General features: G+C 54.6%; 13 protein-coding genes. 3 read left to right on the plus strand and 10 right to left on the minus strand.

The annotated features are described in order from the left end of the window. The first annotated feature begins 10 nt into the window (after nt 1-10). Nucleotides 11-1,081 (plus strand): catabolic alanine racemase DadX, encoded by a 1,071-nt coding sequence (gene dadX / locus IB222_RS10325; protein WP_008785012.1) that lies wholly within the window; start codon nt 11-13, stop codon nt 1,079-1,081. A gap of 63 nt (nt 1,082-1,144) precedes the next feature. Here dadX and IB222_RS10330 read toward each other — a convergent pair whose 3' ends face one another. Together IB222_RS10330 and ldcA are read right to left on the minus strand one after the other, a co-directional pair. Continuing rightward, complete coding sequence (locus IB222_RS10330; RefSeq protein ID WP_149384887.1) at nt 1,145-2,878, minus strand: potassium/proton antiporter; 1,734 nt, start codon at nt 2,876-2,878, stop codon at nt 1,145-1,147. 97 nt (nt 2,879-2,975) lie between these two features. Beyond that, nucleotides 2,976-3,890, minus strand: a complete 915-nt coding sequence (ldcA, locus tag IB222_RS10335; protein WP_149384888.1) for a muramoyltetrapeptide carboxypeptidase — start codon at nt 3,888-3,890, stop codon at nt 2,976-2,978. A gap of 98 nt (nt 3,891-3,988) precedes the next feature. Here ldcA and emtA point away from each other — a divergent pair, with 98 nt between their 5' ends. Beyond that, nucleotides 3,989-4,600, plus strand: a complete 612-nt coding sequence (emtA, locus tag IB222_RS10340; RefSeq protein WP_003020914.1) for a membrane-bound lytic murein transglycosylase EmtA — start codon at nt 3,989-3,991, stop codon at nt 4,598-4,600. An 11-nt stretch (nt 4,601-4,611) separates the two neighbouring features. Here the strand turns inward: emtA and IB222_RS10345 are convergent, their stop codons facing one another. Beyond that, the gene (locus tag IB222_RS10345; protein WP_003833545.1) at nt 4,612-5,346 is read right to left on the minus strand and encodes a flagellar brake protein; all 735 of its coding nucleotides are present in this window, start codon (nt 5,344-5,346) and stop codon (nt 4,612-4,614) included. Nucleotides 5,347-5,547: 201 nt separating this feature from the next. Here IB222_RS10345 and IB222_RS10350 point away from each other — a divergent pair, with 201 nt between their 5' ends. After that, complete coding sequence (locus IB222_RS10350) at nt 5,548-5,802, plus strand: GlsB/YeaQ/YmgE family stress response membrane protein (RefSeq protein WP_003020908.1); 255 nt, start codon at nt 5,548-5,550, stop codon at nt 5,800-5,802. A gap of 773 nt (nt 5,803-6,575) precedes the next feature. On the opposite strand, the gene IB222_RS10355 is transcribed toward IB222_RS10350, so the two are convergent. The 7 genes from IB222_RS10355 to IB222_RS10385 form a co-directional block, all read right to left on the minus strand. After that, a complete protein-coding gene (locus tag IB222_RS10355) occupies nt 6,576-8,546 on the minus strand; it encodes a TonB-dependent receptor (protein WP_149384889.1) in 1,971 nt (656 codons plus the stop codon). A gap of 23 nt (nt 8,547-8,569) precedes the next feature. Further along, nucleotides 8,570-9,427 (minus strand): ModD protein, encoded by an 858-nt coding sequence (gene modD / locus IB222_RS10360; protein ID WP_149384890.1) that lies wholly within the window; start codon nt 9,425-9,427, stop codon nt 8,570-8,572. Beyond that, a complete protein-coding gene (locus tag IB222_RS10365) occupies nt 9,424-10,236 on the minus strand; it encodes a class I SAM-dependent methyltransferase (protein ID WP_149384891.1) in 813 nt (270 codons plus the stop codon). Before IB222_RS10365 ends, modD begins: the two co-directional genes overlap by 4 nt. A 9-nt stretch (nt 10,237-10,245) precedes the next feature. Further along, nucleotides 10,246-11,007 (minus strand): ABC transporter ATP-binding protein, encoded by a 762-nt coding sequence (locus IB222_RS10370; RefSeq protein WP_003833537.1) that lies wholly within the window; start codon nt 11,005-11,007, stop codon nt 10,246-10,248. Continuing rightward, nucleotides 11,004-11,990 (minus strand): iron ABC transporter permease, encoded by a 987-nt coding sequence (locus tag IB222_RS10375; protein ID WP_126317866.1) that lies wholly within the window; start codon nt 11,988-11,990, stop codon nt 11,004-11,006. Before IB222_RS10375 ends, IB222_RS10370 begins: the two co-directional genes overlap by 4 nt. Continuing rightward, entirely contained in the window at nt 11,990-13,012 is a 1,023-nt protein-coding gene (locus IB222_RS10380; RefSeq protein WP_149384892.1) for an ABC transporter substrate-binding protein, read from the minus strand. The genes IB222_RS10375 and IB222_RS10380 overlap by 1 nt, the downstream gene beginning before the upstream one ends. 207 nt (nt 13,013-13,219) lie before the next feature. Further along, on the minus strand, nt 13,220-14,932 hold the full coding sequence (locus IB222_RS10385) for an alpha,alpha-trehalase (protein ID WP_149384893.1): 1,713 nt from the start codon (nt 14,930-14,932) through the stop codon (nt 13,220-13,222). Between the last annotated feature and the right edge of the window lie 154 nt (nt 14,933-15,086).

A 15,086-nucleotide genomic window follows, 5' to 3' on the forward strand; every position in this document is an offset into this window, starting at 1 on the left:
AGGACGTGAGATGACCCGCCCGATACTGGCCAGCATTGACCTGCAGGCGTTGAAACAAAATCTGACCATTACCCGCCAGGCCGCGCCGGACGCCCGCGTCTGGTCGGTGGTAAAAGCCAATGCGTATGGACACGGTATTGAACGCGTCTGGAATGCGTTGGGCACAACCGATGGTTTTGCCATGCTCAATCTTGAAGAGGCGATAACCCTACGCGAGCGTGGATGGAAAGGCCCGATACTCATGCTGGAGGGGTTTTTCCACGCTGAAGACCTGACTGTATATGACAATTATCGACTAACCACCTGTGTACACAGTAACTGGCAGCTAAAAGCATTGCAGAATGCGCGCCTGAAGGCACCGCTCGATGTTTACCTGAAGGTGAACAGTGGTATGAACCGGCTTGGGTTTTTACCGGAAAGAGTTCCCACGGTCTGGCAACAGCTGCGGGCGATGCCCAACGTCGGTGAAATGACGCTGATGTCGCATTTTGCCGATGCAGAGCACCCGGAAGGTATTCAGGAAGCTATGGCGCGTATTGCGCAGGCAACTGAAGAGCTGGAGTGCAGACGATCGCTGTCGAATTCGGCCGCCACGCTGTGGCACCCTGAAGCGCATTATGACTGGGTTCGTCCGGGCATTATTTTGTATGGCGCATCGCCTTCGGGACAATGGCGAGACATCGCTAACACCGGCCTGAAGCCAGTGATGACTTTGAGCAGCGAGATAATCGGCATACAAACACTGAAAGCTGGCGATCGGGTGGGCTACGGTGGACGTTACACTGCCAGCGGCGAACAGCGTATTGGCATTGTAGCGACCGGTTATGCAGATGGTTATCCGCGCCATGCGCCAAGCGGAACCCCGGTGCTGGTGGACGGTGTACGTACCGGGACGGTGGGGACAGTCTCAATGGATATGCTGGCGGTAGATCTGACGCCGTGCCCGCAGGCAGGGATCGGGACGCCGGTAGAGCTGTGGGGCAAAGAGATTAAAATTGACGATGTGGCCACCGCCGCAGGTACGGTAGGCTACGAGTTAATGTGTTCTCTGGCGCTGCGCGTGCCAGTTGTGACGGTGTAACTTTATTTAGTGCATTTTGTAGGCCGGGTAAGGCGCAGCCGCCACCCGGCAAAAACATCCGCTTTACTCATCCTCATCTTCAGCAACGCGAACACCAACCTTCAGCACTGCATTATCTTCTTTCTCGGCCACCGTCCAGATCATACCAGCGAATTCCACCTGGTCACCGACGACCGGCGCGGCACCAAGCAGATGCTGGACAATTTCACCCAGCGTTTGCTGCTTATCACGATACTCGGTGCCATCATCCAGGCCATAAATCAGTGCCACATCGGCATATTTTGCGCTGGCTTCAAGAATAAAATCACCGAAGAAGCGCTGGTCTAACGACACAGGTGGCGACTGGCTGAACAGCTTGCCAAGAGCCGGGAGATCGCGCTCGCGGCCAATAACACACAATACATCGCCTTCGCGAAGACGCGTACTGCCGGAGGGGTGAAACAGCACGTTGTCACGAAACAGGGCGGCTATTCGCGTTTCTTCCGGCATATGCAGGTCGCGCAGTGCGGCGCCCACACACCACTTATCCGCGCTGAGCTGATAAACAAACTGCTCCCACGGGTTATCCGGATGAATATCCAGACCAATGCGCGACACGGGCCAGCCGACGGGAGGGACCACCACTTTGGCTTTTTTAGCAGCCCATGAAAGCGACGTTCCCTGAAACAGCAACGAGATAAGTACCACGAAGAAGGCGACGTTAAAGAACAGGCGCGCGTTCTCCAGACCCGCCATCATTGGGAAGACGGCGAGGATGATGGGTACCGCACCGCGCAGACCCACCCAACTGATGAAAATGCGCTCGCGCAGATTAAAGCCACGAAACGGCAGCAGTCCCGCGAAGACCGAAAGCGGGCGGGCAATGAATATCATCCACGCAGACAAAATCAGTGCCGGGATTGCGATAGGCAGCAGGTCGGATGGCGTAACCAGCAGTCCGAGCACCAGGAACATGGCGATTTGCGCCAGCCATGCCAGACCGTCGAAGTTTTGCAGAATGCCAAACCGGTTGCGAATAGGGCGATTACCCAGCAGGAAACCACACAGATAAACCGCCAGAATACCGCTGCCTTCCAGCGCAGTGGTCAGGGCAAAAATCAGGATCCCACCGCTTAACGCCAATAGCGGATACAGTCCGGCAGGCAGAGAAATGCGGTTAATCATCTGCTGGAGCATATATCCACCGCCCAGACCGATAACGATGCCTAAGCCAAACTGCTGGATAATGTGCACCGCGAAAATCCAGCTTAAACCGGTCTCGTGGTTTTGGATCATGGCGATGAGCGTGATGGTCAAAAACACGGCCATCGGGTCATTACTGCCGGATTCAATTTCCAGCGTAGAGCCAACGCGTTCGTTAAGCCCCTTACCGCCAAGCAGGGAAAAGACCGCCGCGGCGTCGGTTGAACCAACAATCGCGCCAATCAGGAGTCCTTCGATAAGATCCAGATGAAACAGCCACGCGGCCATCATGCCGGTGAGTCCGGAAGTAATCAGCACACCGACCGTCGCCAACGATAGCGCCGGGCCTAACGCAACGCGAAAAGAGCTGGCCTGGGTGCGCATCCCGCCGTCGAGCAGGATAACCGCCAGTGCCAGGTTACTCACCATGTAGGCGAATGGATAGTTATCGAAAGGTATGCCGCCTATACCATCCACGCCCGCTAACATACCGATAGCGAGAAATATCACCAGAATTGGGATACCGAGACGTGATGAGAATGAACTGAGTAAGATACTGCAGGTGACGAGAACGGAACCCAAAATAAAAAGGCTAATAATTGCTGCGGCATCCAACGTTCGGTTACTCCTGAATTACGCTGTTTCGTATTAATAAACCCTACCATAATAACGACAGAAACAGCGTTTTACTTAGCCCTATTAGCCGCTTTTTTTACGATTTTAGTACCGGATGCTCACTTAAGGTGAGCTGAGTGCCGTTTTTATCATTTTTCAGCACCGCATTGGCTCCCAAAGGCAAGGTGACAGTGCGTTGTTCATGGCCAAAATCGAGGCCGCAGATCAACGGTACTGACAATCTGGCGCGCAGAAAATCACAAACTGAATCAAGATTGTAACCGGCATCGTAATCATTGGGTGCGCTACCGCTAAAACTGCCAAGAATAATGGCGTTTTGCTGGGCCAGTATTCCGGCGTGGTACAGCTGCAGCAGCATACGCTCGACACGGAATGGATGCTCGTTAATGTCTTCCAGCACCAAAATGCCGTTTTTGATAGCCGGCATCCACGGTGTACCCATCAGCGAAATGATCATCGCCAGATTTCCGCCCCACAGTGTACCTTCAGTTGCGCACTGCGGACCCTCACCCTGCCATTCGAGGGTAAATTGGGCATTACGCAAAGCCTGCCAGAAATGGTACTCGGTGAATGCGTTCATTTCTTCGGCGCCGAAGTTCGCCGCCAGCATCGGGCCGCTGAAGCTAATCACATTCCCCTGTGCCAGCAGACCACACTGGATCGCCGTAAAATCGCTGTGTCCGCACAGCAGCAACGGATCTTGTTGCTGGCGGGCTGCCAGCCCCTGCCAGTCAATTTCTGCCAGTAAACGGCTCGCGCCATAGCCGCCGCGTACCGCCATCACAATAGTATCGGGGGTTTTCAGATTAACGAGCGAGTTAACATCAGCAAGCCTTTCTGCCTCTGTACCTGCAAAACGCTGGCAGCGGCGCGCAATGACTGCTGAATTGTCGACCTGATGACCGGCCTCAGTAAGACGCGCAAGCCCACGTAAGGCAGCCTGCTGATTGATACAGTAGCCCGACGGGGCAATTAAGTGAAACCGGGACATGGCATTTCCTTGCTACAACTAAAACCAAATGTATATCATGCCGCGTAGGTATGTCGTTGTCACCTCAGCGACAGGTTCCGGCTATAAGGATAGATGACGTGAAATTGAGATGGTTTGCTTTTTTGGTTGTATTACTTGCGGGCTGTAGTTCAAAACATGATTACAAAAACCCGCCGTGGAATGCTGAAGTTCCGGTTAAACGCGCAATGCAATGGATGCCGATCAGTGAAAAAGCCGGTGCGGCCTGGGGTGTCAGTCCACAATTGATTACCGCTATTATTGCCATTGAATCAGGCGGAAATCCGAATGCGGTCAGTAAGTCCAATGCGATTGGTCTGATGCAGTTGAAAGCCTCAACTTCAGGACGCGATGTTTATCGCCGCATGGGTTGGAGCGGAGAGCCGTCGACCAGCGAGTTGAAAAACCCCGAACGCAATATCTCCATGGGGGCCGCATACCTGAGTATTCTCGAAACCGGGCCGCTGGCCGGGATTGAAGATCCGCAGGTGATGCAGTATGCGCTGGTAGTATCGTACGCCAACGGCGCGGGCGCATTGCTGCGAACGTTCTCTTCCGACAGGAAGAAAGCCATCAATAAGATCAACGATCTCAGCCCGGATGAATTTATTGAACATGTTGCGGACAATCATCCGGCGCCGCAGGCCCCGCGCTATATCTGGAAGCTTCAACAAGCGCTGGATGTGATGTAGTTCGTGTGAGTTTACTCGCGCACCTTATTCGATTTTTCCCGGGCCTCGCGTTCAAGGGAAAAAATAATCCGCTGTAAGTTCCGCTCCACCGCCGGGCCGACGTTGAGAAAACGAAAGCTCAGGCGGGGAGTGGTAATGGTTTCGTTTTTGCTGTCGATAACTTTGCGCTCGCTAATGGAAATGAGCTGGGCGTCAACGTGATACACCCCCCATTGCTCCATATTCAGTTCAACCTGCGCGAAGCGTATACCTTCTACCAGTCCTTCTGGTTTTGCCGTTTCTAACAGCCCGCCCATACCGCCAAGCGATAAATCGAATAAGCGAAAGCACAGCGTGCTGTTGTCCGGCATTTTTGCCGTGCAGCGATAGGGAGGGTGCAGCGGAGCGCCGATGCGGAAATATTCGCGACGCTGCACAAACCACAGAGAAGGCGGCAAGGATGAAATAAACGCCGGCAGTTGCTGATACTCGCCTTTTTTCAACTGTGGCAGGGTGAATTCTACTTTGGCTCCCTGCGTTTCGGCGATAATCGAGATCTGGCTGGCCCGCTGTACGGCCTGGTTTTCATATTCCTGGCTGCCAAAATCCATGACCAGCTCGTCCGGGCTGACGGCCAGAACTTTGCTGATGAACTGGCCGCCCGACCAGGAGATACGCAGTGGAACCTGCTGCGACTTTAAGTCCCGAAGTACACCTAACACCGCTAACGGATTTTGCTTCAGGAACTGCTCATTGTAGTTACTCACACCTAATGACTCCTGGATGCCTGGTTTGTCGTTGGGTTATCGGCATCAATCGACGGAACTTAATACAAATGGATGAAATTTTTTACCAAACCCAATGAATTAAGTCTGCGTGATAAAAGCATGTCGCGACGGCTTGCCTATACTTTAAGTGCTGGCGCAGGAATGTCTTGCGCGTGCGTTCACTGGAAAGAGGGCCTGAAAATGGGAATTATTGCCTGGATTATTTTTGGTCTGATTGCGGGGGTTATCGCCAAACTGATTATGCCGGGGCGCGATGGCGGGGGATTTATCCTGACCTGTATTCTGGGTGTCGTCGGTGCTGTGGTCGGTGGATGGCTGGCAACGATGTTTGGTATTGGCGGCGATGTCAGCGGGTTTAATCTCCACAGCTTCCTGGTGGCCGTGGTCGGCGCGATTGTTGTGCTGGGAGTTTTTCGGCTTGTACGACGAGATTAATCGAACGGCGCCCGAGCAGTAATGCTGTTCAGTTAAGCATGTCTGGTGAACATGTGATTCTTGCTTAGCGTTCCGTTCACCTTAGTTGTGCCATTTCTCTGAAGCGCAGATACCCGTGAACGTGCAAGGGTGGCTCACCGCCGCCTCCCTTGCATCCCAGGCTCCCGGCGGGAAAATCGTCGCTACGCGAGCTATTCGTCTTATTCCGTCTGCCTGTCGGGTCGGGGCCGAGCCTGCATCCGTGCAGGCCGTCCCCTCTGCCCGCATCCCTGCGGGCAGACCCGGTCAGTCGTCAACGCCTCATCGATTTTCAGCCGGACCGGGGTCATCGCTTCAACGCACTGACTTCCAGTTAAATCTTTTTTGCTGTTTAAACAAAAAAACGCAGATGGTCAGGTGTGGGCTGGTCCGGCTGAAAATTGCCGACGTGATTCCGTAAGGCCGGGAGAGCCAGCATGGATGCTGGCTCAGGGCGCGCTTTGCATGGATGCTACCTCGCGCCCGGCCCGGTAGCCTGAAGGAATAAGCGGAGGGTATTGCGCAGCAACAATTTTCCCGCCGGGAGCCGGGATTGTAAAGGGCGTGGCGGAGAACGCCCTTTACACGTTCACAGGAGCCGGCGTTTCAGAGAAGCGATGAACATGAGGTGAACGGAACCCTTTCTCTGAGAGTGCATATTCATAACTTCTACCCTCACAGGTGATACTTTCTGAAACTGAGGCGTTAACTGAACAGCATTACCCCGAGCGGGGCCGTTTCTCTGTATCGCTAAGTCAGAACTGGTACTCAATCCCAGCCCAGTAATTACGGCCTTCTTCGATAAATCCTTCGCTGTACACGTATTGTGTATCGAACAGGTTATTGACCGAAGCGTTGACGCTAAACCCGTGACCGATGGCGTAGTCGGCGCGTAAATGGGTAATGGCGAAACCTGCGGCTTTCTGCGAGCCGTCGCTATTGCTATAGCTCGATGAGCGGGCCTCTTCAGACAGCGTAATGCTCAACGGATCCCACGGTTTCAGCGTCATCCATGCGGTGAGGGTTTGCGTCGGCAAATCGGTTATTTTGCCGATGTCGCTGCGTTTGACATCCGCATGAATCAGGCCATAGCTCAGCCCAACATCCAGCATATCAAAGACTTTACCTTTAACGCCTGCATCCAGACCGGTGTAATCCACCCGGCCGCTGTTCTGATTCTGGATGGTATCGGCATCAATATTGTGCGAAAGAATGGCATCGCTGATGCGATTGTAATAGACGCTGGCTTCGAATCCCCAGTCTTTGCCAAGTGAACCATTCCAGGTCAGATCCACGCTGCGAGCGCGTTCCGGTTTAAGCTGCGGATTGACCAGCGCCACCTGGTTATAGGCCGGTTTCGAGGTGGTGTAGCGCTCTTTCAACGTCGGGAAACGCGTTCTGTCAGAGTAGGACAGCGCTAATGTGTCAGCATTATCGAAGTGATATTTGGTCATCATCTGCCAGTTGAAAGCTGACTGATTGTTGTCATCATAGTGGGTGACGCTGCCATTTTTCTCGTGCTTCATGCCTTCCAGACTGTCGCGCCAGTCATAGCTTATTCCCGCCACTACATCGACATTATCCGCCGCTGCCCACTGATATTCACTGGCAACGGACCAGGTGCGGTCTTCGTAACGGTCGTAAGCCGCATTAGGTGCGCCTTTCTCGCGGTGAACATCATCCTTCCAGTTCACCGCGAAAGAGAGCTGGTCGTTTTCACGCATATCCGCAGCGAGCTGCAGACCAGCTCCATCGCTATAGTCTGAATAATGACTGTAGCTGCCTTTTTTGTTTTTCAGATCGGCAAGCGAGTTGTACATCATCAACGTATTTTCAAAGGTATCGCGATACAGACGGCTTTTCAGGGTAAAACGGTCGCCCAGATGGGTAGTGCCCTGATAGTAATAGCTCTCTTTATCGTACTGTGGCCATTGCCAGTAGCGTGATTTCTGACTGCTGGTTCCAGCGTACGGCGGGTTATCTTTTTCACCGTCCTGATTAATATAGGTCAGCACATATTCGTCATCACCACGTGGGGTAAAGCCCAGCTTCACGATGCCGCGTTTGTCATCGGCAGAGGAGTTGATCATTTTGCCGTTGCTGCCCGCAACAGGGTTGTCCACGCCGTGCGGTAACCCAAGGAAATCCTGCTTCAACTGACTGCCACTGAGCTGGATGTAGCCGAGATCGTTGCTGGCGCCAAATGAAGCGTGCATATCGTGGGCATTGTCTTTGCTACGACTCCAGCCCTGGCGATAGCCAATGCTGCCTTCAATCGGTTTGGTAGGTCTTTTGGTGGTGATATTGATGGCGCCGCCCATCTGGTTCGGCCCTTGTAGCAGAGACGAGTAGCCTTTGGATACTTCAACCGAAGCGATATCGGAGGTCAGAAAACGGCCTAAATCGAGGTTGCCGTCATAGGGGATGTATACCGGCACGCCGTCAAAATAGACGGGAACCTGACGGCTGTCAAAACCGCGGACTTTCACCTGCTGCTCATTGCGGTTGCCTGACTTTTGCAGCACGACGCCGGGGACAACGCTCAGCGCCTGCGCCACGTTTTGCTTATCCAGTTGCTGCATCGTTTCCTGGCCGAGAACCGTAGTGGTTGCCGCGGAGGCCGGGCTTGACCAGACGGTCATGGTTTCGCTTTCCTGCCCAGCAAAAGCACTGTGCGCGAAAGCAAACGACAGGGCTGTGTAAAGACAACTTTTGTTGAAATTCATTATTTTTAGTCCATTTATTAATGTTATATGCCACGTGTGTCCGGGCTCAGGCTAACTTTGATATCCGCAGGCGGAGCGTAGTAAGGCGCGGAAGTGATGAAAAGTCTGATGCCACAGTCGAGATAACTCGCCAGCGAGGCGAGGGTAATGCCGCCAGTCAGCGCCAGCGTACAATGGGGGGCCAGAGAAGGGGCCTGGCGGACAATTTCTGTTGCTTGCTCAGGGGTAAATTTGTCGAGTTGCAGGACATCGGGCGCGGCGCGTAGCGCGGCTAATGCCTCATCTGGCGTATCTGCTTCAACCACGATCTTTTTTTCTGGCGCATGGCTGCGTAAGCGCGCAATCGCACCTGACCAGTCGTTTGGATTGGTAAGAAAATGGCGGTGATTAGCAAACAGCAGTACCGTTTCGGCGCATCCTCCGCGATGGATAATGCCTCCCGCGGCGAGTATTGCCTGAGTCGCCAACAAACGCGTGCCGGGAATGGCTTTGCGGGTGCAGGCAATCTGCCCATCAGGATAGCGTTGGCGCAGTTGGCTCAACATGCTCTCAAGATAGCCCGAAACCCCGCAGCTCCATTCCAGGACATTTTGTACCGCTTTCCAGCCCTGGTGCAGCGCCGCCGCATTCCCATGTGCGCAAATCAATCGCTGTCCTGCACTTACCTGTTCACCATCGGCCACCATGTCGCTGACGGTCAGCCCTAATGAGGTGAGCATTTGTCTGGCAACGGCGGTGCCGCTAGCGCACCCGCCCTGGCGATGGTAAAACGCCATAACGCCCGGCTTTGCGCCAATACCCAACGCGCGGGTAGTCAGGTCGCCGCCCTGAATATCTTCCAGCAGCAGCGCATCAGTTTGTGCCTGCGAAAAGTAGATCATCGCAGCGCCTCCCGCGGAACGCTGTCCCACCAGATAAGTGCCCAGTCACGGCTGGCGGGGGCAATTGCGCGCGGATCCTGCTGCTGATACCAGCTTTCCAGACGTTCGACCTCGTCGGCGCTTAGTTCGCCCATACTCCAGCGCACGTTTTCCAGAAAACGCGTCCAGGTGCTGTTGTCCTGCTGACAGTTGGGGCCACGGATAAAATCAACGTGCGCGTGGATCCCCATCTGATACAGGACATTAAGCGCATAGATATAGTTGGGAAGCTCAATCACCTCGCGGCCCAGTGCGCGCTGAATGGTGGGGGAGACGAAAGACGAACTGACGAGATGAGTGGTATAAACCCGCAGCCGGGCCTGATTATTCAGTTTGGTCATCGCCTGGCGCATATCGGCAACCAGCGTAGAGCGCGAAGCGACGGCGATATCGCACTGGGGTAAATCATCCCAGTGTTCCTCCCAGGCCCGCTGCACCCACTGTACGTGACGGGCGTTCATTTGCGCAGCGCGGCGGGCAGCTACGCTAAGCATGCCCTGGCTGTAATCTACGCCGTAAACTATTGGCATCTTTTTAGCCAACGCCAGCGAAACCGTACCGGGACCGCAGCCCATATCAAACAGCGACTCCGCCCCTTTCAGGTCGATTTTTCCCAACAGCTGTAGCAGATAGCTGTCGGTTAATGAGGCGCAATTCTCTGCCATTTTTTCCGCACGCTTATCCCAGTGCTCCGGTTTTTTCTCGGTTCTGTTCGCCAGCTGTAACTGTTTACGGTAAAGATCGGCAAAATCAATGTCGTCAATGAGCATTCTTATTCCTTAGTTGTGTGAGCCAAAGAGGTGATGGGCGATTTGTGACGGTGTAACGCGATACAGCGCTGCCAGACGATCGGTGGCTAGCTGCTGTTCAGGAAGCCCCTGCGACACTGCACCGTTCGGTTCAACGCGTACCACGCTGTCGGCGATTGCCCGGGCGTGCAACGGATGATGGGTCGACATCAGCAGGGCCATACCCGAGTTTTTCAGTGTCACTAGCGTGTCGAGCAGACGGATTTGATGCCCAAAATCCAGGCTGGAAGCGGGTTCATCCAGCAACAAAAGACGCGGACGCTGCGCCAGCGCGCGGGCAATTAACACCAGTTGCCGCTCTCCGCCGCTCAGCGTGTTCCAGCGTCGGGGTGCCAGGTGAGAGATTCCCAGCATCGTCATCTGCTGGTGCGCATTTTCACGCTCTTTAGCGCCGGGAACCGCAAATGCCGCCAATTGCGGGGCCAGCCCCATCATCACCATGTCCAGCGCAGTGAAGGCAAACGCGCCGTCATGTGCCTGAGGAACCCAGGCAATAGCGGCGGCGCGTTGCCGATCGCTGAGATGATTTATGGCGACGCCATCAAGCAGAATGTCACCGTGAAGCGGCGAAAGAACGCCGAGAATGGTGCGCATCAGGGTGGTTTTTCCACTGCCGTTGGCCCCAATCAGACAACAGACGGAGCCGGGCGAAACCTGAAATGAGACATCGCGTAACACGGGCTGGTGACTGTGGTATCCCAACGACGCATGGCGGAGGGTCAGAAGCGTCATGGGCGATTTCCCCGTAGCAAAAGCAGCAAAAAGAACGGTGCGCCAATAAATGCCGTCAGGATCCCCAGCGGGATTTCTGTGCTGCTCAGCGTGCGGGCAAGAGTATCGGTGAGCAGTAGCAAAATGGCGCCGATCCCCATGGAAACTGGCAGCAACTGCTGGTGGTTATTGCCACTGAGGAGTCTGCCGATGTGCGGTACAACCAGCCCAATCCAGCCGATAATGCCCGCGATGGCAACGGTACAGGCGGTGATTAACGTAGCGCAGACGATCAGTCCCAGCCGCAATCGCGAGACGTTGATCCCAAGCGATCGTGCTTCATCATCCGACAGGGTGAGCAGGTTCATGCGCCAGCGCAGCAGCAATAGCGGGACGAGTCCTGCGAAGATCAGCGGTGCCGAGAACCACAGGTCGTGCAGCGTGATCGTCGATAAACCGCCAAGCAGCCAGAAAGTGATAGAGGGGAGTTGGGTATACGGGTCGGCCAGCGTTTTGATGAGTGAAATTCCCGCACCGCATACCGTACCCAGCGCAATCCCGACCAGCACCAGTGTTAACACCGGGTCGTGTCGCTTGACTCGTCGGGTAATTAACCAGACACCGGCGACCACGAATAAACCGCCCATGAACGCATACAGCTGAATGAATAGGATCGGTAAACCTAACAGGATTGCTAAACAGGCACCTAAACCCGCACCCGCTGCCACGCCGAGAATATCCGGCGAGACCAGCGGGTTGCGGAACATGCCCTGATAGGTGGTTCCTGCGCCCGCCAGCGCCGCGCCGAGCAGCAATGCAGCCAGTATGCGTGGCAGGCGGATTTGCCAGAAGACGATTTTGTCCTGCATTGGAACGCCATCTGTACCGGCCACGAGATTCAGAACCTGCTGTGCATCCAGGTGATACGCGCCTGATACCGCGGCGACGCTCGCGCAAAGCACCACCGCAGCAATCATCAGAAAACCGAGGGTTGATGTTTTCATCAGACTGCCACCAACCTTTGATACTGTGCGTCGCTTAGCGTGGTGTGCCAGAACAATTGACTATAGCGTTGCATATCGGTTTTAAAGCTCGCTTCAACCTGCGGATCAAGCCAGGCGTGCAGGCGGCGTAACCCCAGTAAACGGTTGATGCCAGGAGGTGCATCCAGCCAGCCAAACGGCAGACCGCTGAGAAACAGAATGCGCCGGTCAGCAACCGCTTTGACCCCTTGCCAGACCGGATCTTCTCGTAGGAACTGCGCTGTCACCGCATCCTGCACCAGAATAATATCCGGCTGCCAGCTGAGCAGATTTTCCATTGAAACCTGTGTGAGTCCCTGTCGCCCGGGGATGTGCGCCACATTGTGCAACCCCAGTAGTTCTGCCGCTTCGGTATGCAGAGAACCTTGTAAACCAGTCTCCAGTCCTCTGGCACCGCGCGCGGCATAAAAACGCAGATTCGCCGCGGGTGAATGCGAGAAAGCTATTGCATCATCGATAAATCGACGGGCCAGCGCGGCTTGCATTGCGGTTCGCGAGACGACGCCCAATACTTCACCGACTGCGCGCAGCTGTTCTGGGGTATGGCGCAATTCGCCGTTAATCAGCAGCCAGGGAATGTGTGTTTGTGCGCTCACTTGTCTGGCCTGAGAAAGCCAGGTTTCATCGGCATTACCGCAGTCAATAACCAGGTCAGGTTTGAGCGCCAGGAGTGCTTCAAGCGAGAGTGTGCTGGCGCGCCCCGCCAGCCTGCCGAGTTTCAGCAAAGTCCGAATGTTATCGTTAAACGGGATGGCGGTCTGGTGAGAGAAATCAAAGGAGGAAAGCCCCACCAGTTTTTCCGGTGCGACGGCCAGCAGCAGCATGTCAGCAGGTGCGCCCGCGCTGACCACGCGTTGGGTCATTTCTGGCTTCGGAGAGTCTCCAATAGCCACAGTCAGCGAGGTTTGAGCAAACGCGGGAAGATGGCGGAGCAGCAGTGCAGATGCCACGAGTTGGGCAAACATCCGTCTTGTCAGTGGCATTATTGTTATCCTGAAGGTTACAAAATCGCTATATATTTACATATACAGCGAATAAAAACATGTTCAGAATCAATTTCTCACGGATGAAAACCCCGGATACCCCATAAGGGCTAGAGGCCATAGAGACAGCTGGAAGGGGGAAATATAAGAAAGAAAAATCCGCGACGAAGCGCGGATTCAGGAAGTAAAACGGCTCAGGCTATGATGTTATGGCGTCGGTTGAGTCTGTTTTTTAGACTCGACTGGCGCTGTACTTGCCGGGGTAGGTCGCGACGCGGGTACGTTGTCACAGGGCTTTTCTTTGGCGCAAATCAGGTCGAGCATTTTCAGCGTTACGCCGTTGGTCCAGCCGAAACCATCCTGCAACGGATACTCACCGCCGCCACCGCCGGTTCCAGTAGTGCTCACGTCATACTTCTCAACCAGCTTTTTCTCGCGATCGTAGGTGTGTTGAACATTGGTGAGGAATCGCCAGGTCACGTCCATGGCGACAGTATCCTGACCGTAATTCTGTAACCCGGATGCTGCGACCCACTGGAGCGGGGCCCAGCCATTGGGGGCATCCCACTGCTGGCCGCTTTTCACCGACGTGGTAGCAAGGCCGCCCGGTTGCAGCAGATGTGCCTGGGTGGCCGTGGCGACTTTACTGGCGCGATCTTTTGCCGCTGCTTTGACATATAGCGGGAACAGGGCGGCAGCCGTGAGCTGGTTGCGTACTTTGTGGCTTTTCAGATCGTAGTCGGCATACCAGCCTTCTTTGTCGTTCCACAGGTACTTCTCGATCCCTTTTTGTCGGGCATTAGCGAAGCCATCGTACTGCGCCGCTTTGGCATCATCACCGGCAGCCTTGCTGGCGAGGGCGATCATTTTTTCCATTTTGTACATCAACGCATTGAGATCGACCGGAACGATGCTGGTGGTGCGCAGAGTGCCCAGCTGATTAGGATTGTCCATCCAGCGGGAACTAAAATCCCAACCGGACGCGGCAGCTGAACGCAGGTCGCGGTAGATTTCTGTGGCCGGGCGGTTTGGGTTGCTTTTAGCGGTGGCAATATCCTCTACCCACGACTCTGGCCGAGGCGAATCGCGCTCATCCCAGTAGCGGTTCAAAATGGTGCCGTCATCCAGTTTAACCACGCGCTTATTTTGCTGACCGGGCTGGAGTGTTTCGATGCCCTCCATCCAGTAGCTGTACTCTTTGAGCATCTGCGGGAGGTATTTTTTCAGCGCATCATTCCCGTCGTGCTGCGCCAGCAGTTCAACCATAAAGGCAAAGAACGGCGGTTGCGAACGGCTCAGGTAGTAGGTGCGGTTACCGTTAGGAATGTGTCCCCAGGAATCAATCTCGTAAGCGAAGTTTGCCACCATGTCCGAGACTTTATCCCAGTGATTGCTCTCGGCAAGCCCCAGCATGGTGAAATAGCTGTCCCAATAATATATTTCGCGAAAACGCCCGCCAGGTACCACATACGGCTCCGGGAGCGGCAGCAGCGAATCCCATTTTTCAGCGGTGGTGGTCGAACGAGTGAGTACTGGCCACAGTCCGTCAATATGTTCGCGTAGTGATTGCCCGGCTGGGGGCACGTATTTCTCGCCGTCTTTCGGCAAGGTGAAATTCACTTGCACAAAATGGCGTAAGTCGAATCCGGACTGGTTTTTCTGCATCCGGTAATCGGCAAGGATCATTAATGGATCGCTGTTTGGCACCGCGTCGGCAAAGGTTTTCTGGTCAGGAAACAGTTTGGCTGTTTGTACATCGTTAAACAGGGGGCCAAGCAGAATATCAGGCGGCGCAGGCGTAGCGGCTGGTGCGTCCTCGCCGTTGACGGTAAAAGAGGAAAGGGCAAAAAAGGTGCTTGCGAGCGTCAGTTTTATTGCAACAGAGAGCAGGCCAGGATGGCGAGTTGCTGGCGTTATCATCGGTTAATCTCCTTAGCGGCGTGCCGAAGTAGCGGCATTTACCATGAGAAAACCTTAGTTCAGGAATGACCGTTGCGCGTGATCGGCTCCCCATTTTGCGAATAAACAGACATTTCCCGACGTGAATAGAGAAGAAGCACACCCTTTGTTGGAA

The organism is Citrobacter sp. C13 (assembly GCF_014596815.2).
Taxonomy (GTDB): domain Bacteria; phylum Pseudomonadota; class Gammaproteobacteria; order Enterobacterales; family Enterobacteriaceae; genus Citrobacter; species Citrobacter portucalensis.

What these genes read in the sequence shown, in the direction of transcription:
- modD (WP_149384890.1), bottom strand. Translation starts at nt 9,427, where the DNA reads ATGATCTACTTTTCGCAGGCACAAACTGATGCGCTGCTGCTGGAAGAT.
- dadX (WP_008785012.1), top strand. Translation starts at nt 11, where the DNA reads ATGACCCGCCCGATACTGGCCAGCATTGACCTGCAGGCGTTGAAACAA.
- IB222_RS10350 (WP_003020908.1), top strand. Translation starts at nt 5,548, where the DNA reads ATGGGAATTATTGCCTGGATTATTTTTGGTCTGATTGCGGGGGTTATC.
- IB222_RS10365 (WP_149384891.1), bottom strand. Translation starts at nt 10,236, where the DNA reads ATGCTCATTGACGACATTGATTTTGCCGATCTTTACCGTAAACAGTTA.
- IB222_RS10370 (WP_003833537.1), bottom strand. Translation starts at nt 11,007, where the DNA reads ATGACGCTTCTGACCCTCCGCCATGCGTCGTTGGGATACCACAGTCAC.
- IB222_RS10380 (WP_149384892.1), bottom strand. Translation starts at nt 13,012, where the DNA reads ATGCCACTGACAAGACGGATGTTTGCCCAACTCGTGGCATCTGCACTG.
- IB222_RS10355 (WP_149384889.1), bottom strand. Translation starts at nt 8,546, where the DNA reads ATGAATTTCAACAAAAGTTGTCTTTACACAGCCCTGTCGTTTGCTTTC.
- ldcA (WP_149384888.1), bottom strand. Translation starts at nt 3,890, where the DNA reads ATGTCCCGGTTTCACTTAATTGCCCCGTCGGGCTACTGTATCAATCAG.
- IB222_RS10375 (WP_126317866.1), bottom strand. Translation starts at nt 11,990, where the DNA reads ATGAAAACATCAACCCTCGGTTTTCTGATGATTGCTGCGGTGGTGCTT.
- IB222_RS10385 (WP_149384893.1), bottom strand. Translation starts at nt 14,932, where the DNA reads ATGATAACGCCAGCAACTCGCCATCCTGGCCTGCTCTCTGTTGCAATA.